Origin of the sequence: Streptomyces sp. NPDC001717 (assembly GCF_042892775.1) — a bacterium.
Lineage (GTDB): Bacteria > Actinomycetota > Actinomycetes > Streptomycetales > Streptomycetaceae > Streptomyces.
On record NZ_JBIAUK010000001.1, the window covers coordinates 632282 to 655570 of the forward strand.

Annotated in this window: 21 protein-coding genes; 8 read left to right on the plus strand and 13 right to left on the minus strand. The window is 71.7% G+C overall.

Translation table 11 applies throughout. The features are described 5' to 3' along the window. Positions 1-98: 98 nt before the first annotated feature. Both ACFYZL_RS03165 and ACFYZL_RS03170 read right to left on the minus strand, forming a co-directional pair. A complete protein-coding gene (locus tag ACFYZL_RS03165; protein ID WP_384743128.1) occupies positions 99-368 on the minus strand; it encodes a hypothetical protein in 270 nt (89 codons plus the stop codon). After that, positions 365-1285 (minus strand): SPFH domain-containing protein, encoded by a 921-nt coding sequence (locus ACFYZL_RS03170; RefSeq protein ID WP_384743125.1) that lies wholly within the window; start codon positions 1283-1285, stop codon positions 365-367. Before ACFYZL_RS03170 ends, ACFYZL_RS03165 begins: the two co-directional genes overlap by 4 nt. Before the next feature lie 233 nt (positions 1286-1518). Here ACFYZL_RS03170 and ACFYZL_RS03175 point away from each other — a divergent pair, with 233 nt between their 5' ends. Further along, positions 1519-3798 (plus strand): transglycosylase domain-containing protein, encoded by a 2280-nt coding sequence (locus ACFYZL_RS03175; RefSeq protein WP_388675519.1) that lies wholly within the window; start codon positions 1519-1521, stop codon positions 3796-3798. A gap of 144 nt (positions 3799-3942) precedes the next feature. Here the strand turns inward: ACFYZL_RS03175 and ACFYZL_RS03180 are convergent, their stop codons facing one another. The 3 genes from ACFYZL_RS03180 to ACFYZL_RS03190 all read right to left on the minus strand — a co-directional run bounded on the left by ACFYZL_RS03180 (position 3943) and on the right by ACFYZL_RS03190 (position 8634). Further along, entirely contained in the window at positions 3943-6141 is a 2199-nt protein-coding gene (locus ACFYZL_RS03180) for a SpoIIE family protein phosphatase (RefSeq protein ID WP_388675521.1), read from the minus strand. 255 nt (positions 6142-6396) lie between these two features. Further along, positions 6397-7095: a DUF402 domain-containing protein gene (locus ACFYZL_RS03185; RefSeq protein ID WP_384743118.1), complete on the minus strand. Its 699-nt coding sequence runs from the start codon at positions 7093-7095 to the stop codon at positions 6397-6399. Positions 7096-7227: 132 nt separating this feature from the next. Beyond that, the gene (locus ACFYZL_RS03190; protein WP_384743115.1) at positions 7228-8634 is read right to left on the minus strand and encodes a class II fumarate hydratase; all 1407 of its coding nucleotides are present in this window, start codon (positions 8632-8634) and stop codon (positions 7228-7230) included. Between the two features lie 108 nt (positions 8635-8742). Here ACFYZL_RS03190 and ACFYZL_RS03195 point away from each other — a divergent pair, with 108 nt between their 5' ends. Together ACFYZL_RS03195 and ACFYZL_RS03200 are read left to right on the plus strand one after the other, a co-directional pair. After that, positions 8743-10293 carry a ricin-type beta-trefoil lectin domain protein gene (locus tag ACFYZL_RS03195; protein WP_388675525.1) on the plus strand — a complete coding sequence of 517 codons (1551 nt, stop codon included), beginning with the start codon at positions 8743-8745 and terminating at the stop codon, positions 10291-10293. 194 nt (positions 10294-10487) lie between these two features. Beyond that, a complete protein-coding gene (locus tag ACFYZL_RS03200; RefSeq protein ID WP_388675528.1) occupies positions 10488-10871 on the plus strand; it encodes a hypothetical protein in 384 nt (127 codons plus the stop codon). Here ACFYZL_RS03200 and ACFYZL_RS03205 read toward each other — a convergent pair. The 3 genes from ACFYZL_RS03205 to ACFYZL_RS03215 form a co-directional block, all read right to left on the minus strand. Further along, positions 10825-11592: a glycerophosphodiester phosphodiesterase gene (locus ACFYZL_RS03205; RefSeq protein ID WP_388675531.1), complete on the minus strand. Its 768-nt coding sequence runs from the start codon at positions 11590-11592 to the stop codon at positions 10825-10827. The two genes, ACFYZL_RS03200 and ACFYZL_RS03205, sit on opposite strands and share 47 nt — an antisense overlap. A gap of 233 nt (positions 11593-11825) precedes the next feature. Further along, positions 11826-12437: a hypothetical protein gene (locus tag ACFYZL_RS03210; protein ID WP_388675534.1), complete on the minus strand. Its 612-nt coding sequence runs from the start codon at positions 12435-12437 to the stop codon at positions 11826-11828. 137 nt (positions 12438-12574) lie between these two features. Continuing rightward, positions 12575-14239, minus strand: a complete 1665-nt coding sequence (locus tag ACFYZL_RS03215) for a fumarate hydratase (protein ID WP_384743101.1) — start codon at positions 14237-14239, stop codon at positions 12575-12577. A gap of 168 nt (positions 14240-14407) precedes the next feature. On the opposite strand from ACFYZL_RS03215, the gene ACFYZL_RS03220 reads away from it, so the two are divergent. The 3 genes from ACFYZL_RS03220 (at position 14408) to ACFYZL_RS03230 (ending at position 16298) form a co-directional block, all read left to right on the plus strand. Then, positions 14408-15073 carry a DUF1707 domain-containing protein gene (locus ACFYZL_RS03220; protein ID WP_388675868.1) on the plus strand — a complete coding sequence of 222 codons (666 nt, stop codon included), beginning with the start codon at positions 14408-14410 and terminating at the stop codon, positions 15071-15073. Positions 15074-15153: 80 nt separating this feature from the next. After that, the gene (locus ACFYZL_RS03225) at positions 15154-15753 is read left to right on the plus strand and encodes a TIGR03086 family metal-binding protein (protein WP_388675537.1); all 600 of its coding nucleotides are present in this window, start codon (positions 15154-15156) and stop codon (positions 15751-15753) included. Between the two features lie 143 nt (positions 15754-15896). Next, complete coding sequence (locus tag ACFYZL_RS03230; protein WP_384743095.1) at positions 15897-16298, plus strand: WhiB family transcriptional regulator; 402 nt, start codon at positions 15897-15899, stop codon at positions 16296-16298. Positions 16299-16400: 102 nt separating this feature from the next. Here ACFYZL_RS03230 and glpX read toward each other — a convergent pair whose 3' ends face one another. After that, complete coding sequence (gene glpX / locus ACFYZL_RS03235) at positions 16401-17432, minus strand: class II fructose-bisphosphatase (protein WP_376662492.1); 1032 nt, start codon at positions 17430-17432, stop codon at positions 16401-16403. A gap of 204 nt (positions 17433-17636) precedes the next feature. On the opposite strand from glpX, the gene ACFYZL_RS03240 reads away from it, so the two are divergent. After that, the gene (locus tag ACFYZL_RS03240; RefSeq protein WP_384743295.1) at positions 17637-18155 is read left to right on the plus strand and encodes a DUF4245 domain-containing protein; all 519 of its coding nucleotides are present in this window, start codon (positions 17637-17639) and stop codon (positions 18153-18155) included. An 84-nt stretch (positions 18156-18239) separates the two neighbouring features. Here ACFYZL_RS03240 and ACFYZL_RS03245 read toward each other — a convergent pair whose 3' ends face one another. The 4 genes from ACFYZL_RS03245 to ACFYZL_RS03260 all read right to left on the minus strand — a co-directional run bounded on the left by ACFYZL_RS03245 (position 18240) and on the right by ACFYZL_RS03260 (position 22185). Beyond that, positions 18240-18830 (minus strand): malonic semialdehyde reductase, encoded by a 591-nt coding sequence (locus ACFYZL_RS03245; protein ID WP_384743092.1) that lies wholly within the window; start codon positions 18828-18830, stop codon positions 18240-18242. A 133-nt stretch (positions 18831-18963) separates the two neighbouring features. Then, complete coding sequence (locus tag ACFYZL_RS03250) at positions 18964-19209, minus strand: exodeoxyribonuclease VII small subunit (protein WP_388675541.1); 246 nt, start codon at positions 19207-19209, stop codon at positions 18964-18966. A 72-nt stretch (positions 19210-19281) separates the two neighbouring features. After that, complete coding sequence (xseA, locus tag ACFYZL_RS03255; RefSeq protein WP_384743087.1) at positions 19282-20499, minus strand: exodeoxyribonuclease VII large subunit; 1218 nt, start codon at positions 20497-20499, stop codon at positions 19282-19284. 300 nt (positions 20500-20799) lie between these two features. After that, positions 20800-22185 (minus strand): APC family permease, encoded by a 1386-nt coding sequence (locus ACFYZL_RS03260; RefSeq protein WP_388675544.1) that lies wholly within the window; start codon positions 22183-22185, stop codon positions 20800-20802. A gap of 95 nt (positions 22186-22280) precedes the next feature. On the opposite strand from ACFYZL_RS03260, the gene ACFYZL_RS03265 reads away from it, so the two are divergent. Beyond that, on the plus strand, positions 22281-23285 hold the full coding sequence (locus ACFYZL_RS03265) for a 4-hydroxy-3-methylbut-2-enyl diphosphate reductase (RefSeq protein ID WP_376662417.1): 1005 nt from the start codon (positions 22281-22283) through the stop codon (positions 23283-23285). Positions 23286-23289 lie beyond the last annotated feature (4 nt).

A 23289-nucleotide genomic window follows, 5' to 3' on the forward strand; every position in this document is an offset into this window, starting at 1 on the left:
CTCGAATTCGGTGAGCGGCCGTGTACGACGCGGTGAGCGTATCCAGTCGCGCCGAAGGGCACCGGCGGCACACGCCGCTGAATTCCGGCGGAAATCCCTCAGGAATCGGGTGCGTTACGGGGACGCCCGCGGCGGGGGATCGGCCCGGGCGAGGAGGGCAGCCGCCCGGCCTCGGACAAGGCACGGCGCAGCAGGAACTCGATCTGCGCGTTCGCGCTGCGCAGTTCCTCACCCGCCCACCGCGCCAGCGCGTCGTACACCTGCGGGTCCAGCCGCAGCAGCACCTGCTTGCGGGCCTGCCGCCCGGCCTTCGCCCCGGACGCCGGGTCCGGGGGCGGGGTCGGGTCCGGGGCCTCGGGTCGGGTCACTGGTAGAGGGTGCCCGTGTTGACGACCGGCTGCGCGGCGCGGTCCCCGCACAGGACCACCATCAGGTTCGAGACCATGGCGGCCTTGCGCTCCGGGTCCAGGTCCACGATGTCCTCCTCCGCCAGGCGGGTGAGGGCCAGCTCGACCATGCCCACCGCGCCTTCCACGATCTGCTTGCGGGCCGCCACGACCGCGCCCGCCTGCTGGCGCTGGAGCATCGCGGAGGCGATCTCCGGAGCGTACGCGAGATGCGTGAAGCGGGACTCGATGATGCTCACGCCGGCCGCCTCCACCCGGGCGTGGAGTTCGGCGGCGAGCTTCTCGGTGATCTCCTCGGCGTTCTCCCTCAGGGACAGCCCGCCCTCCTCGTGGGCGTCGTAGGGGTACTCGATCGCGATGTGCCGCACCGCCGCCTCGGTCTGGGTCTCGACGAACTCCGTGAAGTCCTCGACCTCGAAGACGGCCCGGGCCGTGTCCTCGACCCGCCACACCACGACCGCCGCCAGCTCGATCGGGTTGCCGTAGGCGTCGTTGACCTTCAGGACGGCCGTCTCGTGGTTGCGCACGCGGGTGGAGATCTTCTCCCGGGAGGTCAGCGGGTTGACCCAGCGCAGGCCGTCCGTGCGGATCGTCCCCCGGTAGCGGCCGAACAGCTGGACCACCCGGGCCTCGCCCGGCGCGACGGTGTTGAGCCCGCTCATCGCGAAGATCGAGGCCACGCTCAGCAGGATGCCGCCCGCGATCAGCAGGACCTTGGCCGCGGCCGCCGTCTGGACCGCGCCGGCCGCGATCAGGCCCGCCCCGGCCACGACGCCCGCCAGTCCGAGCAGCAGCGCCAGGCCGCCACCCACGCTGCGCGCGCTGAATTCCCGTACGCCGTCCGACGCCCCGGCCGGTGAGGTCGCTGCGTTCGTCATGGTCTGCCCCGTTTCTCTTGGTCGCGGCCGGTCGAGCCGCTTAGCAAAGTGATATCACTTTTTGGCGGTACGGCAACCCTTCGGCCCTCACAAGCGTCGGTTCCCATGGCGTGGGTGCTGATTCTCACGTCCGATTTGACCGGTATTGATGATGGTTGACCAACCTTTGTCACAGCCTGCGGTGTTAGCTTTCTGAGCTGACGTGTCGGGGGAAATCGAGCGGAGCGGGAGCGATGAGCCGAGCAGAAACGCGTAGGGCGCAGACGCAGCGCAGTGCGCGGCGTGCGCCGAGCGGGCGCGGGAAGCCCGCCAAGGGAGGGGCGGGCGGCGGCAAGCGCACCGGCATACGTCGCTTCTTCACCTGGAAGAAGGTCCTCGGGACCTTCTTCGGTCTGATCCTGCTCCTCATGGCCGCGGCGATCATCCTCTACTTCTCGGTGGACGAACCCACCGACCCGAACAAGAGCGCCACGCTCCAGAGCAACACCTACCAGTACGCCGACGGCTCGGTCATGGCCCGCACCGGCAAGATGAACCGCGAGAACGTCACGATCGACAAGATCCCCGAGGACGTCCGCACCGCCTTCATCGCGATCGAGAACAAGTCCTTCTACAAGGACCGCGGCATCGACGTGATGGGCGTGGCCCGGGGCCTGTTCAACACGGTGCGCGGCAAGGGCACGGCCGGTGGTTCGACGATCACCCAGCAGTACGTCAAGAACTACTACCTGACGCAGGACCAGTCGCCGACCCGAAAGCTCCGGGAGCTGGTGATCTCCCTCAAGGTCGACCAGCGCATGGAGAAGGACGACATCCTCGTCGGCTACCTGAACACCAACTTCTACGGCCGCAACGCCTACGGGATCCAGGCCGCGGCCCAGGCCTTCTACGGGGTCGACTCCGACAAGCTCACCCTGGAGCAGGGCGCCTACCTCGCCTCCGTCATCCAGGCCCCCAGCCAGTACGACCTGGCGACCGCCGGCCCGAACGGCACGAGGCTCGTCAACATCCGCTTCAACGCGGTCCTCGACAACATGGTCGAGATGGGCAAGCTCGACCCGGCCAAGCGCAAGACCATGACGCTCCCGCCGCCGATCAAGCCCAAGCCCCGCCCGGGCACGGACGGCCAGAAGGGCTACCTGATCCAGGCGGCCAACGACGAGATGATCGAGCAGGGGATCAAGGACGCGGAGATCGCGGCCGGTGGTTGGAACATCACGCTCAACATCGATCCGAAGAAGCAGAAGGCGCTGGAGGACGCCGTCGACGAGGAGCTGGAGTCCAAGCTCGACCGCAAGGACACCAAGAACCGCCCCCAGGACCAGAGCGTCCAGGCCGGCGCGACCTCGGTCGACCCGAAGACCGGCGCCATCGTCGCGATGTACGGCGGCCAGGGCCTGACGGAGAAGTCCGAGAGCAACGCCCTGCGCACCGACTACCAGCCCGGCTCCACCTTCAAGCCGGTCGTGCTCGCCGCCGCCCTGCAGGAGAACGCCACCACGCAGGACAGCAAGCCGATCACGCCGAACACCCTCTACGACGGCACCAGCAGGCGGCCGGTCAAGGGCAGCAAGGTCCCCTTCGCACCGCAGAACCAGGACGACCGGAACTTCGGCGATCCGATGATCACCGTCCAGGGCGCCACCGACTTCTCCGTGAACTCCGTCTACGCACAGATGATCGTGGACGTCGGCCCGGAGAAGGTGCAGAAGACGGCCCTGTCGCTCGGCATGAAGAAGCGTCCCGGCTGGCCGGACGACCAGCCCGCCATGGCGCTCGGCACCATGAGCGCCAACACCGTGGAGATGGCGGCCGTCTACGCCACCTTCGACAACCACGGCAAGAAGGTCACGCCGACCATCATCAAGAAGGCCGAGCACAAGGAGGGCAAGTTCACCCCCCGTCAGGCCATCGGCGCCCAGGCCATCAGCCGCAAGACCGCGGACACGGTCACCAAGGTGCTCACCGGCGTCGTCAACGACGAGGGCGGCTCCGGCAACAAGGTCCGCAGCAGCGCCTACGAGGCCGCCGGCAAGACCGGTACCACCGAGAAGAACGTGGCTGGCTGGTTCACCGGGTTCACCCCCGAACTGGTCACCGTCGTCGCGATGTTCGGTGAAGACCCCACGACGCACACGCAGGTCACGCTGACCGGTACCGCCGGCGGTGGTCGTGCGGGTGGCTCCACGTTCCCCGCGGCGATCTGGAAGACGTACACCCTCGCCGCGCTCAAGGGCCAGGAGACGGCCGAGTTCGAGCTGAAGGAAGCGGACATGGGAGCCTCGCAGGCCCCCACCCGCAGCGCCTCCCCGTCGGCCTCGACGAGCGCCTCGACCTCCCCGTCGACCAGCAGCACCCCGGCGGGCAGCCAGTCGCCGTCGCCGACGCCGACCAAGAGCGGTTCGAAGTCGCCGACCCCGACCACCTCGCCGACCACGAGCCCGGACCCGACCAAGACGAACGGTCCCAAGCCGCCGGACCCGCCGCTCTTCCCGCCGCAGCAGGAACAGTAGGCCCGTAACGGCAGAACCGCCGCCCGCAGGACGCGGGCGGCGGTTCTGCCGTTCTCGGGGCCCTCGCAGGCATCCACTGGCCTTCTCGGGCCCTCTCAGGGCCTTTTCGGGGCTTCTCGGGGCTCCTTGCGGGTCGGCGCCTTCTCAGCGGCGCTCGTGCGGTCCCGGCAGCGGCAGCTCGAACCAGACGACCTTGCCGCTGCTCAGCCGGGTCGCACCCCAGCGCCGAGCCATCCGGTTGACCAGGAACAGGCCGCGGCCGCCCTCGTCGGTGTCCCGCGCGCGTCGCTGGCGGGGCAACTGCGGGGAGTCGTCGCCGACCTCGCAGCGCAGTACGTCCGTCCGCAGCAGCCGCAGCGTCACGGGCCGCTCCGCGTACCGGACCGCATTGGTGACCACCTCGCTGACCAGCAGTTCGAGGGAGTCGGTCAGCTCCTCCAGACCCCAGCGGGTCAGCGCGCGGCGCGCGAACCGGCGGGCCCGGCCCGGCGCCGTCTCCTCCGGGTCCAGGAACCAGTACGCGACGTCACTGGGCGCGATCCCGTCGAACCGGGCCGCGAGCAGCGCGATGTCGTCGTCCCGGTCTCCCGGGCCCAGCATGTCCAGCACGTCGTCGCACAGGGCCTCCAGCGGCGGCGGGTGGTCCAGGCCCGTCAGCTGGGCGGTGGTGGCCAGGCGCTCCCGGAGCAGCTCGATGCCCGTCCACACGTCCCGCAGCCGCGACTCCACCAGGCCGTCGGTGTAGAGCAGCAGGGTGGCCCCGGCGGGCGCGTCCAGCTCCACGGCCTCGAAGTCCACGCCGCCGACGCCGATGGGGGCGCCCGGAGGCACGCGCAGCACCTCCGCGCGACCGCCCAGGTGCAGCAGCACCGGCGGCGGATGACCGGCGTTGGCGATGGTGATCCGGTGCGAGACCGGGTCGTAGACCGCGTACAGGCAGGTCGCCATGCGGTCCGAGCCGAGCCGCTGCGCCTGCTCGTCGAGGTGGTGCAGCACCTCGGCCGGCGGCAGGTCCAGCTGCGCCAGGGTCTGGGCCGTGGTGCGGAGCTGACCCATGATCGCCGCGGACGTCATGGAGTGGCCCATGACGTCGCCGACGACCAGCGCGACCCGGCTGCCGGGCAGCGGTATGGCGTCGTACCAGTCCCCGCCGACCCGGGCCGTCTCGGCGGCCGGCAGGTAGCGCGAGGCGAGCCGCACCCCGGTGGGCTGGGGCAGGCCGTCGGGCAGCATGGTGCGCTGGAGCTCGTCCGCGATGTACGCCTCGCGGCCGTACAGCACGGCCTTGTCGATGCCGAGCGCGGTGTGCGTGGCCAGCTGCGCGGCGACCAGCAGGTCGTTCTGCTCGAAGGCGGGCCGCTCGGGGCTGCGCAGGAACACGGCCGCGCCGATCACCCGGCGGCGGCCGCGCAGGGGCGCGAGGACGGCCCGGTTGCCGCGCGGCACCGGGTGCTCCGATCCGAGCAGCTCCGCGAGGGCCTCCTTGGCCCCGGCGGCGGACCCGAAGACGGGCCGTACGCCGCGCAGCACCTCGGCGAGCGGGCCGCCGGAGCGGATCTCGCAGAGCTCGGCCGCGGGCAGGTCGCCCTGCGGGCCGAGCAGCGGGAGCTGACTGAAGTCGAGCTCGCCGGCGGCCCCCGCGGCCCCGGCGCCCTCGACCGTGGTCAGATCGTCGATCGGCCGGAGCCGGTCGGTGCGACGCAGCCTTAAAACGACCTGGCCGACGGGGCGCTCGTCGCCGACGGGCAGCGGGTCGCGCAGGTACACGAGGATCGCGTCGGAGAACGTCGGGACGGTGGCCCGGCACAGTCCGAGCACGATCTCGTCGAGGTCGATGCCGCGGGCGATGCGCCGCGTGGCGGCCCCGACGAACCGCAGCCGGTCACCCTCACGGCGCGCGGCCGTGACCTCCCCGCCGGGCATCCCGCCCTTGCCGCCCCCGGCCGTGTCGTCGCCGTCCTCACCGCGCGGGCCGGGAGCCCGGCCCGCGTTGCGCGCGGCATCGCCGTCCCGTGCCCGGGCCGGGCCGTCCCCGGCCGGCGCGTCGCCCTCCCCGCGGGTGCGGGGCTGCTCGTCGGCCGCGTCGCCCGCGGCGTTCCGCGCGGCCGCGCCGGCCTCGCCCCGGGGGTGGGGGAGTCCGCCGCCACCCGCCGCGGAGCGGGCCGCACGGGCGTCGGTGGCCGCCGCGACAGCGGCCGAATCGGCGAGGCCGGCGCCGGAGTCCGGGGCATGCGTGCGCACGGCCTCGGCGGCGATCGGCGCCTTGCCGTGGCCGGGCTCGTCCGTACCTCCGCCGGAGGCGACGGGCTGCGGGCCCTCCTGGGAGGTGGGGTACTCCGTCACGCGTGGAATTCCGTCCGTTTGCGCTCGATGTGCGCTGCACTCAACTCGGTCAGTCGCGGTATACCCGCTCAGCGGCCGCGGCACCATCGCCCCGCGCTTCCGGGTCCCCCTCGTTACTTCTCGCCCTGCCTCGACCTCCGGTCAAGTACCGCGCGTAACACGACACTTACGGAACCACAGACCGCCCGCACCGCCGGCGTCGCGACCTCGTGGAGAACGATCCTACGTTTGAACCCCGGGGGCGCATCAAGGGTCTCATGAGGTCATATGCGCCGGGGTGCGGTCCCAGTCCTCGGGCAGGACCGGAACCGTCCATGCCGGATCGGGCCGCCAGTCCTCCCAGCCGTCGGCGAACGGCGGCCCCCACGCCTTGATCACGTCGACCGCGTCGCGTCCCGCCGCCAGCACCCGCTCCGCCTGCTCCGCGTCCATCAGGCCGGAGTGCTGCGCCTGCGCGAACTCGTCCTCGTCCCGCCACTTCCACGTGCGGTCGGGGTAGACGGAGATGTCGAGGAAGTGGTCCTCGGAATCCACCCCGCCGGACCACCGGGTCCGCGGCGACTCCAGGTTCACGTACCAGTTCTTGAACCGCCAGCCGCGCTCCCAGAACAGCCACACCGACCACGGGTCCCCGGGACGGGCCAGCTTCAGCACGCCCGCGCCGAACCAGCGCGAGCGCACGGTGGTCCGCGGCGCGGTGTAGCGGGTGGCGAGCGGCTCCTCGTGGACCGGCGTGCCGTCGGCCAGCACCGGCTTGACGCACTCGGTGCCCGGGGCCATCCAGACGGCCAGCAGGTCTTCGGTGTCCCGCACCACGGTCACCGGGCGGCAGATGTGCACCCCGCCCGTCGGCCCCGGCGCGTGGTCGCGGTAGCGCCAGAGGATCTGCTCCCCGGGCGCCCAGTGCGTGCCGTGCGCCGCGTCACCGCTCGTGGGCCGGAAGGTACCTGTCATGCGCAGATCTTAGGTCCGGGGCCCCCGCGCCCGCTGCGGTGCAGGTCACGGAGGGGGCCGGGGACGGTAAACGACCGAATCCGGCCCCTCCCCGAAGCCCTCCGCCCTCGTCCGCCCCCGACCGCGCCCGGCTCAGGGGTGCGTCATCCGCAGCACGTCCAGGGCCTCGTCCAGCTGCTCCAGGGTGAGGTCGCCGCGGTCCACGAAGCCGGATTCCAGGACGACCTCCCTGATCGTCTTGCGTTCCGCGAGGGACTTCTTGGCGACCTTGGCGGCCTCCTCGTAGCCGATGTAGCGGTTCAGCGGGGTCACCACGGAGGGCGAGGACTCCGCGTACTCCCTGGCCCGGGCGATGTTGGCGGTGATCCCGTCGACCGTGCGGTCCGCGAGCAGCCGGCTCGCGTTCGCCAGCAGCCGGATCGATTCGAGCAGGTTCTTCGCCATCACCGGCAGCATCACGTTGAGCTCGAAGTTGCCGGCCGCGCCCGCCACGGCGACGGTCGCGTCGTTCCCCATCACCTGCGCGGCGACCATCAGCACCGCCTCCGGAACCACCGGGTTGACCTTGCCGGGCATGATCGAGGAGCCGGGCTGGAGATCCGGGAGGTTGATTTCGGCCAATCCCGTGCGCGGCCCGGAAGCCATCCAGCGCAGGTCGTTGCAGATCTTGGTGAGCGAGACGGCGACCGTACGGAGCATGCCCGAGGTCTCCACCAGCGCGTCCCGAGCCCCCTGGGCCTCGAAGTGGTCGCGCGCCTCGGTCAGCGGCAGCCCGGTCGCGGCGGCCACCTCGGCGATCACCGCCGCGGAGAACCCGGGCGGGGTGTTGATCCCGGTGCCCACCGCCGTGCCGCCCAGCGGCAGCTCCGCGAGCCGCGGCAGGGCCGCGTGCAGCCGCTCGATGCCGTAGCGGATCTGGGCCGCGTACCCGCCGAACTCCTGGCCCAGGGTGACCGGGGTCGCGTCCATGAGGTGCGTCCGCCCGGCCTTGACCACGTGCTCGAACTCGGCGGCCTTGCGCTCCAGCACGATCTCCAGGTGCCGCAGCGCCGGGATCAGCTCGTGGGTGACGGCGGCGGTCGCGGCGATGTGGATGGACGACGGGAAGACGTCGTTGGAGCTCTGCGAGGCGTTGACGTGGTCGTTGGGGTGGACCTGGACGCCGTCCATGCGCTCGGTGGCCAGGGTGGCGATCACCTCGTTGGCGTTCATGTTGGACGAGGTCCCGGAGCCGGTCTGGAAGACGTCCACGGGGAAGTGGTCGTCCCAGCGGCCGTCCGCGACCTCGGCGGCGGCGGACCGGATCGCCGCGGCGATGTCCTCGTCCACGACGCCGAGCCGCGCGTTCACCACGGCGGCCGCGGCCTTGATGCGGGCGAGCGCCTCGATGTGGGCGCTCTCCAGGCGCTGCCCCGAGATCGGGAAGTTCTCCACCGCGCGCTGGGTCTGCGCACGCCACTTGGCGTGCGCGGGGACCCGTACGTCACCCATGGAGTCGTGCTCGATCCGGAACGCTTCGGCCTGCTGATCGTCGGTCATTTTTGTAGCCTCCTCAAAAAGTTGAGCAATTGTCTTGTTCGAAGTGTTCCCAACTCCCCTACCGGCCAGTAAATACCGGGGGTAACACCGACAGCCGGGGAGGCGTCCATGGCACGTGCACGTACGAAACCCATGCTCAGATCTACCTTCGCAGCGGTCGCGGCGATCGCGGCCGCCCTCGGGGGCGTCACCGCCATCACCCCGATGGCCCAGGCCGCGACCACGGCGGGGACCACGGCAGGGACCACGGCCGGGGCGGTCACCCCCCTCTCGCCCGAGCTGGAGGCCATCCGCGCGGCGGAGGCCACCAAGATCTACGGCGACCCGGCCGTCCGCCCGCTCGCCGAGCGCAAAACCGGCCTGATCTCGCTGGGCGACAGCGAGATTTCGGGCGAGGGCGTCGGCAACTACGACCCCGCGACCAACACCTCGTCCAACCAGTGCCACCGCTCGCCCGATTCGGCGATCCACCGCACCGGGATCCCCGCCGACCTGACCTTCAACGTCGCCTGCTCCGGCGGGTACACCGGCAACATCCGCATCGGCGGCAGCAAGCAGTACGCCGACGAGCTGGTCCAGAGCGACAACCTCGCCATCAAGGCCCGCAACACGAAGATCAAGATGGTGCTGCTGGTCGCCGGAGCCAACGACGACCTCCAGTTCGGCCCCGTCATGACCGACTGCGTCACCCGCTGGGTGCTCAGCCAGGGCACCTGCGAGCCCAAGTACGGCCCCGGCTGGCAGGCGCGCGTCGACGGCCTGAAGCCGAAGGTCGAGGCCACGGTCGCGGACCTCAAGACGGTCATGCGCGACGCGGGCTACGCCGACTCCGACTACAAGCTCGTCGTCATGGGCTACCCCAGCCCCATCGGCCCCGACTTCTACGACAACCCGAACTTCCCCGGCAAGCTCCCCGGAGGCTGCGCGGGCTACGACTCCGACGCCGCCTGGGGCCGCAACTACGCGGTGCCCACCTTCGAGAAGGGCATGCGCGAGGCCGCCCGCAACTCCGGCGCGATCTTCCTCGACAACTCCCGGCTCTTCCACGGCCACGAGGTGTGCATGGAGGACACCTGGGCCCGCGGCCTCTACCTGGACCTCGGCGACCACTTCCCGTGGGACGAGAACACCGCCCGCCAGTCCTTCCACCCCAACTACCGGGGCCACGGCGCGTTCGCGTCCTGCCTGACCCAGCTCTACAACTCCGGCCTGCGCGAGGCCTCCTGCGCCGACCCCGCGAGCACCGGTACCCCCGTCCTCCAGGCCGGCGCGTGGGACTCCCTCTACGCACCCCTGAAGAACGAGGCGACCGGCAACTGCGTCGACGCCAAGGGCGGCTCCAGCGCCAATGAGACGGCCGTCCTCGGATGGGACTGCCACGGCGGGCGCAACCAGGGCTGGTGGTACGACACGGCACGCAAGTCCGTCCACATCGAGCTCAGCCACGACCGCTGCCTCGACGCCCCCGGCGCCAACTACGGGGCCGGAACCGGCCTGATCATCTGGAACTGCCACGGCGGAGCGAACCAGCAGTTCGTCCGCGACGGCGCCACCATCCGCCCCGCGGCCGCCCAGGGCATGTGCCTGACGGTCGCCGCCGCCCACGACCCGCTGCGCCTGCAGCCGTGCAACGGCTCGGCCAACCAGCGCTTCGCGTAGCCCCACGCGGCACCCCCGCCGAACATCCCCACACGCACCCCCACACCCGGCCGGCGCGCCCCGGCCGGGTGGCTCCAACCTCCGTGGCACGCTTGCCCGATGATCATTACCGCGATATCCGTGCTGCCGGCCCTGCCCGCCGTGGGGTTCGTCCTCGTCAAGGCCGTCCACTGGCGGTGACCCGAAGACCGGGAATGAGCCGTAAGGCCTCCGGCCAGTGGAGCGAGGCCGCCTGGGTGGGCCTGTGCCTCGCGGTCATCGCCTTCGCCTGGGGCAACGTGAGCGGCTTCAACACGCGCCCCGCCCGCCCCTGCCTCGACGCGCTCACCGCGCAGCACGGCCCGCAGAGCCACCGCACCCCGGACGACGACATCAAGATCGACCGGTCGTACTTCCCGGTGTCCACGGAGTGCACCTTCCCCATGGGCGTCGTCGTGGAAGTCGTCCAGATCTGGGTCAACCCCCTGCTCGTGGGCTCTCCGGCGGGCGTCGCGTTCTGCACCGTGAGGGGCGTACGGTCCCGCCGGCAGGTCAGCGCGACTCCAGGAGCTTTCGGACCTCCCGCGGCCGGTTGGTGATGATCGTGTCCACCCCGAGCCGTACGCACAGCTCCACGTCCTCGGGTTCGTCCACGGTCCACACGCGCACCCGCAGCCCCTTGGCTTTCAGCCGCCCCACCAGCCCCGGATCCTGCCGTACGAGGTCGATGCCCGGACCCGCGTGCGTCGCGAACGGAGGCCGTACGGGCCGCACCGCCCGCTCGATCAGGTAGACGGTCGGCAGCCCGGGCGCGAGCCGGTGCATCCGCGTCAGCGCGTTGCGGGAGAAGCTCATCACCTCGACGCGGCCCGAGGCCCCGTCCGCGAGCCCGTACTCCCGGAGCATCCGCGCCAGCTCCACCTCCAGCCGGCCCCCGGCCCGCGACGGGTGCTTGGTCTCCACGGCGAGCCCGACCGGCCGCTCCGCCGCCAGCGCCTCGCGCAGCAGGTCCTCGAAGAGCAGCACCCGCGCCCCGGCGTGCTCCTCGCCCTTCCAGCGCCCGAAGTCGAGCGCGGCGAGCTCCTCGTACGTCATGGCGGAGACCACCCCCTGCCCGTCGGACGTCCGCTCCACCCGCCGGTCGTGCACGCACACCAGCTTCCGGTCGGCGGTGAGCCGCACGTCGCACTCGAGCGAGTCGGCCCCGTCGGCGATGGCCTGCCGGTAGGCGGCCATGGTGTGCTCGGGGTGCTCGTGGGAGGCCCCGCGATGGGCGACCACGCGGATGGCGGGGGTGGCGGGGAGGGGTAGCTGCGTCATGCCGCAGACGTTATCCGGATGCGGCCGACGCCCCGGCAGCGCATGCTGCCCGGATGGCTGAACAGCGGATGGACGGGTACGCGCAGCCCGACAGGGGCCGCTGCGCGACCGGCGCCTCGACGCCGGCGGGGCCGGATCGCACGCAGGGCGATTCCGGCCCGTCCGGCGCTTGAGGACCGAGGGGCCGGGGGCGGAGCCCCGCGCAGCGGCCACGCGCTCGGCGGGTACGGCCGCTACGGCGCCGGCAGCGGGGACAGCGGGGCCGGGGTGACCTTGAAGGCGCCCTTCGTGACCTCCGTGAACGGGGCCGGGGCCATGCAGGTGCCCACCGGCGGCTCGTACACCGTGCCGTCCGGCTTCCTGTCGAGGTTGGCGACGGCCCAGGAGAAGCCGAGGCGGTCCGGGGCGCCGCGCTCGCCGTCCTGGACGCTGATGCCGATCCGCTTGCCCTCCCAGCCGACGTTCGAGCTCTTGACCACCGCGGTCAGGGTGGCGGTCTTGCCTCCCGTGACCAGGCAGTCCACCTCCGCCTCGGCGGTGCCGGTGAACCCGGTCGCCTTGAAGTGGTGGGAGACGGTCACCCGGCCCCGCGCGTCCGTCGGCAGGCCCTTCTCGGGGCCCGGCGCCGGGTACGGCCTGCTCCACGGGACCGACTCGGCCTCGACCGTGAAGCGGATGTCGTCCTCGGGGGAGTAGGGGAAGAAGATCGTGCCGCCCCCGTGGACGGAGGCCGTCTTCGCCCGGTCCGCGGCCGGCGCGGCCGGGGCCGGGCCCGCCGCGACCAGGGAGGCCACCAGGGCGGCGGCGGTTCCGGCGAGGATCAGGGTCCGGGTGCGGTTCTTCATCGTGAACTCCCTTGCTGCACGGGCTGTTTGGGTACGGCAACAGCCTCGTCGGGAGCGTGCCCGCCCGACATCTGCCGAAGGGCGGACATGCGCGAGGGCCCCTCCCCCGTTCGGGGGAGGGGCCCTCGGTCACAGGGCTACAGGCCCGGGCCGCGCACCGGGATGTGCGTGAACGTCGGCTCCGGAGCCGGGTTCTGGAAGAAGTCGTTGCCCTTGTCGTCGACGACGATGAACGCCGGGAAGTCCTCCACCTCGATCTTCCAGACCGCCTCCATGCCGAGCTCCTCGTACTCCAGGACCTCGACCTTCTTGATGCAGTCCTGCGCCAGGCGCGCCGCGGGGCCGCCGATCGAGCCCAGGTAGAAGCCGCCGTGCGCACCGCACGCGTCCGTGACCTGCTGCGAGCGGTTGCCCTTGGCCAGCATGACCTTCGAGCCGCCCGCCGCCTGGAACTGCTCGACGTAGCTGTCCATGCGGCCGGCCGTGGTCGGGCCGAAGGAGCCGGAGGCGTAGCCCTCGGGGGTCTTCGCGGGGCCCGCGTAGTAGACCGGGTGGTCCTTCAGGTACTGCGGCATGCCCTCGCCCGCGTCCAGCCGCTCCTTGATCTTGGCGTGCGCGATGTCGCGCGCCACGACCAGCGGGCCGGTCAGCGACAGGCGGGTCTTGACCGGGTGCTTGGTCAGGGTCGCCAGGATCTCGTCCATCGGCTGGTTCAGGTCGATGGAGACCACGTCCGCGGACTCGTCCAGGTGGGAGTCCGTGGTGTCCGGGAGGAAGCGCGCCGGGTCCGTCTCCAGCTGCTCCAGGAAGACGCCCTCGGCGGTGATCTTCGCGACCGCCTGGCGGTCCGCGGAACAGGAGACCGCGATGGCGACCGGGAGGGAGGCGCCGTGGCGGGGGAGGCGGACGACGCGGACGTCGTGGCAGAAGTACTTGCCGCCGAACTGCGCGCCGATGCCGATCTTCTGGGTCAGCTCGAAGACCTGCTGCTCCAGGGCCTCGTCGCGGAAGCCGTGGCCGAGCGCGGAGCCCTCGCGGGGCAGCTCGTCCAGGTAGTGCGCCGAGGCGTACTTCGCGGTCTTGAGCGCGTGCTCGGCCGAGGTGCCGCCGACCACGATCGCCAGGTGGTACGGCGGGCAGGCCGCCGTGCCGAGCGAACGGATCTTCTCCTCCAGGAACTTCATCATGGAGGCCTCGTTGAGGACCGCCTTGGTCTCCTGGTACAGGAAGGACTTGTTGGCCGAGCCGCCGCCCTTGGCCATGAAGAGGAACTTGTACGCGCCGCCGTCCGTCGCGTAGAGCTCGATCTGCGCGGGCAGGTTCGAGCCGGTGTTCTTCTCCTCCCACATGGTGATCGGGGCCATCTGCGAGTAGCGCAGGTTCAGGCGGGTGTACGCGTCGTAGATGCCGCGCGACAGGGCCGCCTCGTCACCGCCCTCGGTCAGGACGTTCTGGCCGCGCTTGCCCATCACGATCGCCGTGCCCGTGTCCTGGCACATCGGCAGGACGCCGGCCGCCGCGATGTTCGCGTTCTTGAGCAGGTCGAGGGCGACGAACTTGTCGTTCGAGGAGGCCTCGGGGTCGTCGATGATGCGGCGCAGCTGCGCGAGGTGCGCGGGGCGCAGGAAGTGCTGGATGTCGTGGATCGCCTCTTCGGCGAGCTTGCGCAGGGCCTCGGGCTCGACCTTGAGGAACGTACGGCCGTCCGCCTCGAAGGTGGACACGCCCTCGGCGGTCACCAGCCGGTAGGGGGTGGTGTCCTCACCCAGGGGCAGCAGATCGGTGTACGCGAACTCCGGCATTGTGGCCATTCCTCACTCGGCAGACAGCACTGGCGACCAATTGGCAGCGCGGTCATCCAGCGTAGGACCTCTCGACGCGGCCGTGGTTGTGAGGTAAGGCTCACTCGGGGCGCGCTCTGCGCCACTCAGGAGTATCGCGATCTATCGTGTCTCGCTATGCTGATTGACGTGGACCTGGAAAAGCACCCCGCCGCCCCTGCCCCCGCCGCATCCGAGCTGCGCGCCTCCGACGCCGACCGGGACCGGATCGCGCAGCGGCTCGCCGACGCCCTCGCCGAGGGTCGACTGAACGCCGAGGAGCACTCGGAGCGCCTCGACTCGCTCTACGAGCTCAAGACGGTCGGCGAGCTGGAGGTCCTCGTACGGGACCTGCCCGCGCCCGGCGTCGGCCAGGACCGGCCCGCGTACGCGGCGGGAGCCGCCACGGCCGTTCCCGCCGGCCAGATGGAGAACGTCGTCGCCGTGTGCAGCAGTGCCTCCCGCAAGGGCCGCTGGCGGCCGGGCGCGCACACCCGCGCGGTCTCGCTCATGGGCGACATCGAGATCGACCTCACCGAGGCGGTCTTCGAGCAGCAGGTCACCGAGATCAACGTGACCTGCGTACTCGGCAACGTGGAGATCCGGGTCCCGGAGAACGTCACCCTGCGCGGCTACGGAAGCGGGGTCCTCGGCAACTTCGAGGTGCGCGGCGAGAGCCGCGGGGAGATCGACCCGCAGGCACCCGTGGTGATCGTCCGGGGCTTCGCCCTGCTCGGCAACATCGAGGCCCGCCCCAAGCTCGGCGCCCGCCTCGTCGACCTGGCGAACAAGCTGCGCAAGCGGCTCGACGGCTGATCCGATTCCGTTTTTCCGCTCCCCAACACGCCCTGGAAACAACGGGATTCGGCCGTAGGCGCTCTCGTAGGATCCGGCGCATGACCGTATCCAAGTGGGACCTCCTCGACCAGGCACACCAAGCACTTCGCGCCACCGTCGCCGCGGTGCCGGCCGACGGCTGGGACCGGCCGACGCCCTGCGAGCAGTGGAACGTCACCCAGGTCCTCCGGCACGCCGTCGGCGACCAGCTCGCCTACGCCTCCCGCCTCACCGGCGGACCCGGCCCGGCCGAGGACCCGTTCGCGCCGTCCGGCGCCCCGGTCGACGCCCCGGCGCGGTTGCTGGAGCCCGCGCTCGACGCGGCCGCCGAGGCCTTCGCCGGGGTCGCGCCCGGTACCGCCGAGGTCGCGGTGCCGCTGCCCCCGTTCACGGTGCCCGCCGAGACGGCCGTCGGCGCGGCCGCCCTGGACGCCGCCGTGCACGCCTGGGACATCGCGGTGGCCACCGGACGGCCCTCCCCGCTCCCCGCGGAGCTGGCCCGCGCCCTGCGGCCCGCCGCGGAGGCCCTCGCCGAGCCCCTGCGGGGCTTCGCCTACGGCCCGGCGCTGCCCGACGCGCCCTCGCCCGAAGCCGACCCGGTCGGGTCGCTGCTGGCCTTCCTCGGGCGCGATCCGGGCTGGGCGCCGAAGGGCGCGTGAGCGCCCCGGCGGCAGGGGCACGTTTCGGACGAAGGCCGCGCGGCCGGTGGTGCACGGTGCATAGGGGCGCGTACAGCGGGTAGGGACAGGTGCATCGTCTCCCGCTCGCGTCTCGCTCGCGTATACGTCGTCAGGAGTAGACCGTGCCGCATCCGCCGCATCAGTCCCTGCAGGCAGCCGCCGTCCAGACTCTTCAGGGGCGTGCGGCGCCGGCCGTGCCGAAGCCGCGGACCCCATCACGGGAAGAGGACGGCCCCTGGCACGCGGAGGCGGTGTGCCGCCGGGACGAGGCGGGGCTCTTCTTCGCGCCGTCGAAGGAGCCGACCGCGGCCAGGCTCTCCCGGGAGGAGGCCGCCAAGCGCGTCTGCGCGCGCTGCCCGGTGATGGTCGCCTGCCGCGAGCACGCACTGCTCCAGCCCGAGCCGTACGGAGTGTGGGGCGGTCTCACCGCGGCCGAGCGCCGGGTGATCCTGGCCCGGATGCGCCGCAGGGCCGCCGAGCTCCGCCAGACCCCGACCACCGGCCCGATCGCCGCCGCGGGCTGAGGCGCCCGCCCGGCGCGGGAGCGACGAGAGGGGCGGTTCCCGCCGTACGCGGGAACCGCCCCTCTCGTCGTGCCGTGCGAGCCTGTGGCTACCGGCCGCGGGCTACTTCGCGCGGTCGAAGTCGATCGCGCTGTACGCGCGCAGCTTCGACAGGCGGTGCGTCGAGTCGATCTGCCGGATCGTGCCCGACTTCGAGCGCATGACCAGCGAGGACGTCGTCGCCGTCTCCGAGCGGTAGTGCACGCCGCGCAGCAGCTCGCCGTCGGTGATGCCGGTGGCGACGAAGAAGACGTTCTCGCCGGACACCAGGTCGTTCGTGGTCAGGACGCGGTCCAGGTCGTGGCCGGCGTCCAGGGCGCGCTGGCGCTCGGCTTCGTCCTTGGGCCACAGCTTGCCCTGGATCGTGCCGCCGAGGCACTTTATGGCGCAGGCGGAGATGATGCCCTCGGGGGTGCCGCCGATGCCGAGGAGCAGGTCCACGCCGGTACCCTCACGGACCGCCATGACCGAGCCGGCGACGTCGCCGTCGGAGATGAACTTGATCCGGGCGCCCGTCTCGCGGATCTCCTTGACGATGCCCTCGTGGCGCGGGCGGTCCAGGATGACGACCGTGACGTCCTCGACGGCCATGCCCTTCGCCTTGGCGACGCGGCGGATGTTCACCGAGACGGGGGCGTTGATGTCGACGAAGTCGGCGGCCTCGGGGCCGGTGACGAGCTTCTCCATGTAGAAGACCGCGGACGGGTCGAACATGGTGCCGCGGTCCGCGGCGGCCAGGACGGCGATGGCGTTCGGCATGCCCTTGGCGTTCAGGGTGGTGCCGTCGATCGGGTCCACGGCGATGTCGACCTCGGCACCGGTGCCGTCGCCGACCGCCTCGCCGTTGAAGAGCATCGGGGCTTCGTCCTTCTCGCCCTCGCCGATGACGACGACGCCGTTCATCGAGACGGTGGAGATCAGGGTGCGCATGGCGTTGACGGCCGCGCCGTCCGCGCCGAGCTTGTCACCGCGGCCGACCCAACGACCCGCGGCCAGGGCGGCGGCCTCGGTGACCCGGACGAGTTCCAGGGCGAGGTTGCGGTCGGGGGCCTCCGGTGAGACTACGAGCTGAGGCGGCAGGTTGTGCTCGGTCATCCGAGGGCACCTTTCTGGTCGGCGACGGCCGGTGAAGTGAGGGTGCTGGAACTCTATCGTCAGGTCGACAAATTGAGCAGACCGGGTCACTTATGAGCGGTATATCGGTCAGCCGATTGGCCTGAGCGGACACTCGCGACCCGCAAGGGCGGCCCCCGGCGGTGATCGCCGGCGGCGATGCGGGACGATGGTGCCGTGGCAGGTATGAAAGGCAAGCAGACGGTCTGGGACATGGTCCGGTCGCTGGCGGTGATCGGCGTCGTCGTGGCGGGGATCTACATGTTCGTCCCCCATGACGACAAGGCCGATCCGACGCTCACGGTCGACTACCGGGTGGAGACGCTCACGGCCCGGCGCGCGGCCCCCTACCCGGTGGCCGCCCCCGTGGGGCTCCCGGAGCAGTGGCGGGCGACGTCGGTCTCGTACGAGCGCAAGAACGCCAACGCCTGGCACCTGGGCTTCCTCGATCCGGAACAGCAGTACGTGGCGGTGGAGCAGTCCACGGACACCTCCGCCAAGAACCTCGGCCGGATCACCCAGAAGGCGAAGGCCACCGGGCAGACGCAGCAGGTCGGCGACGCGACCTGGGAGCGCTGGGACGGCGAGAAGTACGACGCCCTCGTGCGCCAGGACCAGGGCCACGTCACGGTGGTCACCGGCACCGCCTCCTTCGAGCAGCTGGGCGCGATGGCGGCGGCGCTGGAGTTCAAGCAGGGCAAGTAGCGCCGGCCTCCCGCCGAGCGCGCACACGCACGAAGGCGGCCCGCCCCGGAATCCCGGGGCGGGCCGCCTTTCGCGCGTTCGGACTCAGACCGTGGTGATGACCTGGTCGAACTCCAGGCGCGGGGAGCGCGGGAACCATGCGTCCTCGCCCGGCTTGCCGATGTTGATCACCATCAGCGGGGTGTGGTCGGCGTCCAGGAACTCCTTCTGGAGGCCCTGGAAGTCCAGGCCGGTCATCGGGCCCGCGGCCAGGCCGGCGGCGCGGACGCCGAGGATGAAGTAAGCGGCCTGCAGGGCGCCGTTCAGCAGCGCGGACTGCTCGCGGACCGGGCGCTCGGAGAAGAACGCGTCCTTGGCCTGCGGGAAGTGCGGCAGCAGCTGCGGGAGCTCCTCGTGGAACTCGTTGTCCGCGGAGAGGATCGCGACCAGCGGGGCGGCGGCGGTCTTGGCCTGGTTGCCCTCGGCCATGTGCTTCACGAGGCGCTCGCGGGCCTCGGGGGAGCGGACCAGGGTGATGCGCAGCGGGGTCTGGTTGAAGGCGGTGGGGCCGTACTTCACCAGGTCGTAGATCGCCTGAACCTGCTCCTCGGTCACCGGCTCGTCCGAGAACGTGTTGGCGGTGCGGGCCTCGCGGAACAGCAGGTCCTGGGCGGCGGAGTCAAGAACGAGAGACATGCGGAAAGCCTTCTTCCATACGGAGGTGAAGCGATGTCCCAGACACTACGGCGCAGGTAGATGAAATTTCAACTAAATCTGGCCGATCGTGATCGGCGTCACTCGCGCTACGGGACCTTTTCCGCCCCCGCCCCTAGCCGGCCTCGCCCGCCCCGCCCGCCCCGCCCGCCTCCGCCTGCTCGCGCGCCGCGAGCGCCGAGTCCAGCCGGGCCCTGGCCCCCTCCAGCCAGTGCCGGCAGACCGTCGCCAGCTCCTCGCCGCGCTCCCAGAGGGCCAGGGAGTCCTCCAGGGAGGTCCCACCGGCCTCCAGCTTGCGGACGACCTCGACCAGCTCGTCGCGCGCCTGCTCGTAACCCAGCGCGGTTTCGGCCTCTGCCATTCCTTTTCCACCCTATGTGTGCGATGCAACGGAACCGTTGCTTCAGTGTGTGAATTGGTTGATCACATGTGGCTAGTCGGATTCCGGCACGACCCGCACGCCGAACTCGCCCTCCGCCACCCGGGCCCGCAGCACCTCGTCCCCCGTCACCTCCCGCGGCGAACGCACCACGTGCCCGTCGGCCCGCTGGAGCACCGCGTACCCCCGCTCCATCGTCGCGGCGGGCGACAGCGCCACCACCCGGGCCAGGGTGTGCTCCAGCTCCGAGTCGGCCCGGTCCAGCAGGTGCCCGAGCGTGCGCCGACTGCGCGCGAGCAGCGCGTCCAGCTCGTCCTCCCGTACCTCCACCATCCGCTGGGGATGTACGAAGACCGGCCGCGCCAGCGCGTGCGCCAGCCCCCGCTCCTCCCGGTCGAGCAGCCCGCGCACCGCGCGCAGCCCGCGGCCCTGCAACTGCCGCACCCGCTCCAGCTCCTCGCCCACGTCCGGGACGACCTTCTTCGCGGCGTCCGTGGGCGTGGAGGCCCGCAGATCCGCCACGAGGTCCAGCAGCGGGGAGTCCGGCTCGTGGCCGATCGCCGAGACCACCGGCGTACGGGCCGCGGCGACCGTCCGCACGACCTCCTCGTCGGAGAACGGCAGCAGGTCCTCCACGCTGCCGCCGCCGCGGGCCACGATGATCACGTCGACCTCGTCGAGCGCGTCCAGCTCCTTGACGGCCTGGATCACCTGGGGCACGGCGTGCACGCCCTGCACGGCCACGTTCCGCACCTCGAAACGGACCGCGGGCCAGCGGCGCCGTGCGTTCTCCAGTACGTCGCGCTCGGCCGCCGACGCCCGCCCGACCACCAGCCCGATCAGCTGCGGCAGGAACGGCAGCGGCTTCTTCCGCTCCAGGGCGAACAGCCCCTCGGAGGCCAGGGACCGCTTGAGCCGCTCCAGCCGGGCCAGTAGCTCCCCGATGCCGACCGGCCTTATCTCGGTGGCCCGCAGGGACAGCTGCCCGCGCGGCGCGTACCACTCCGGCTTGGCCAGCAGTACGACCCTCGCGCCCTCCGAGACCACGTCCGCGACCTCGTCGAAGACCTGGCGGAAGCAGGTCACGCTGACCGAGATGTCGTGCGAGGGGTCGCGCAGCGTCAGGAAGACCACCCCCGCCCCCGGTCTCCGCGAGAGCTGCGTGATCTGCCCCTCCACCCACACCTGCCCGAGCCGCTCGATCCAGCCCCCGATGAGCCGGGACACCTGCCCCACCGGCAGCGGCGCCTCGGCCGACGTATTCAGACCCATGTACGCAGGCTATCCGCCCGGGCTGACACGGCCTCAGGGCCGCTACCCCGCGGGGCCGTGTCGGCCATCGGGTGCGGGCCAGCTGCCGGGGCGCCGCCCCGGACCCCGCGCCTCAAACGCCGGCGGGGCTGGATTTGCCGGTCGGGGCCCCCACCCTGCGGGTCCGGGCGGAGCCCCGGCAGTGGCGCACCATCCCAGCCCCGCCGGCGTTTGAGGCGCGGGGGCGCGGGGGCGGAGCCCCCGGAACGGCGCCGCGCCCGGCCGTGGAGCCCGGCGGCGGAGCCCCGCGGCGGCGTCCCGTCAGGCGGACACCCGCCGCCGCCCCCGCTGCGCGAGCAACACGCACAGGCCCACCCCCAGCCACACCGCCCCCACCACCCGCGCCGCCCACGACGCCTCCACGATCACCGCCACCGTCACCGCTGCACCCAGCACCGGCATCACCAGGTGCTTCCACCAGTTCGGCGGCCCCTCGCGCCGCTGGACCACGAACCACCCCATCACCGACGCGTGCAGCAGCGTGAACGCCACCAGCGCCCCCACGTCCACCACCGAGACCAGGTGGTCCAGCCCGTCGTCCCGCCCCGCCGCCCACAGCGCCGCGACCAGCGTCACCGTCGCCGCCATCACCAGAGCCACCCGCGGAGTGCCGTCCGAGGTCCGTGCCAGCGCCCGCGGCAGCCGCCCCTCGCGGGCCATCGCGAACACCAGCCGGCCCGCCGCCGCCTGCCCGGCCAGCGCCGCGAACGCCGCCCCGACGGCCTTGCTGACCGCCACCAGGTCGTGCAGCCAGGTGCCGACCGACGACTGCACCGCGTTGTAGAAGGCCGGGCCCTGCAGTCCCGGATCGGCCGCCAGCTCCGCCGAGGAGACCGGGTTCAGCAGGGCCACCAGATACGTCTGCGCGACGAACAGCGCACCCGCCATCCCCAGGCAGAACAGCACGGCCCGCGCCACCCGCCGCGAGCCCCCCGTCACCTCCTCCGCGAAGGAGACGATCGCGTCGAAGCCCAGGTACGACAGGACCGCCACCGACACCGCCGTCAGCACCGCCCCCGAACTGAAGCCGAGCGAACCGTCGCCCGTCAGCGGGGAGAGCAGGCCGCGCCGCGCCCCGTCCCGGACCAGCACCGTCACCGCCGCGACCACGAAGACCAGCAGGACCAGCACCTCCATGGCCAGCACCGCGAACCCGACCCGCGCGGCCGTCCGTACGCCCCACAGGTTCAGGCCGGTGGTCACGACCACCGCCAGCGCCGTCCACACCCACCGGGAGACCTCCGGCACCAGCGCGTTCATCGCGATCCCCGAGAACAGGTACGCGACCGCCGGGATCAGCAGGTAGTCGAGCATCGCCATCCACCCGGCGATCAGCCCCGCCCCCTCACCCAGCCCCTTGCGGGCGTACGTGAAGACCGAGCCGGCCTGCGGGGCGACCCGCACCATCTGCGCGTACGAGAAGGCCGTCAACGCCATCGCGACGGTCGCGGCCAGGTAGACCAGGGCGACGGCGCCGTGCGACTTCGCGTCCAGGGTGCCGAAGACCCCGACCGGGGCCATCGGGGCGATGAAGAGCAGCCCGTAGACGACCAGGTCCCGGAAGCCGAGGCTCCGCCGCAGGGCGGTGGGTGCGGCGCCGCCCGTACCTCCGGGCACGGCGTTGCCGGAATCCGTCGCGGACGCCATCAGTCCTCCGGGTGACTGTCGGGACGTTTCTTCTGATCTTCCCGGCAAGTGTGTGCCGTACGGGGGACGTACGGCCTGCTGAAGACCCCCGTACGATGGAGCACATGACTGCTCCCGCCCCTGCTCCCGCCTCCCGCCGTGTCCTGCTCGCCGCGCCCCGCGGCTACTGCGCGGGCGTGGACCGAGCCGTGATCGCCGTCGAGAAAGCCCTCGAGCAGTACGGGGCGCCGGTCTACGTCCGGCACGAGATCGTGCACAACAAGTACGTCGTGCAGACCCTGGAGAAGAAGGGCGCCATCTTCGTCGAGCGGACCGAAGAGGTGCCCGAGGGCAACATCGTGATGTTCTCCGCGCACGGCGTGGCGCCGGTGGTGCACGAGGAGGCGGCGCGCGGCAGGCTCGCGACGATCGACGCCACGTGCCCGCTGGTCACCAAGGTGCACAAGGAAGCCATCCGGTACGCGAACGAGGACTTCGACATCCTCCTCATCGGCCACGAGGGCCACGAGGAGGTCATCGGCACCTCCGGCGAGGCCCCGGACCACATCACGATCGTCGACGGCCCGGAGGACGTGGCGAAGGTCGAGGTCCGTGACGAGTCCAAGGTCGTCTGGCTCTCCCAGACCACCCTCTCCGTCGACGAGACGATGGAGACGGTCGACGCGCTGAAGACGAAGTTCCCGCTCCTGGTCTCCCCGCCCAGCGACGACATCTGCTACGCCACCTCGAACCGGCAGGCCGCCGTGAAGGTGATGGGCGCCGACTCCGACCTGGTCATCGTGGTCGGCTCGAAGAACTCCTCGAACTCCATCCGGCTGGTCGAGGTCGCCAAGGACGCCGGCGCCAAGGCCGCGTACCTGGTCGACTTCGCGAGCGAGATCGACGAGGCCTGGCTGGAGGGCGTCACCACGGTCGGCCTGACCTCGGGCGCCTCGGTGCCGGAGGTGCTGGTCGAGGAGGTCCTGGAGTGGCTGGCCGCGCGCGGCTACGCCGACGTGGAGATCGTCAAGACGGCCGAGGAGTCGATCGTCTTCTCCCTCCCGAAGGAACTGCGCCGCGACCTGCGCGCCGAAGCGGCCGAACTGGTCGCGGACAAGTAACTGG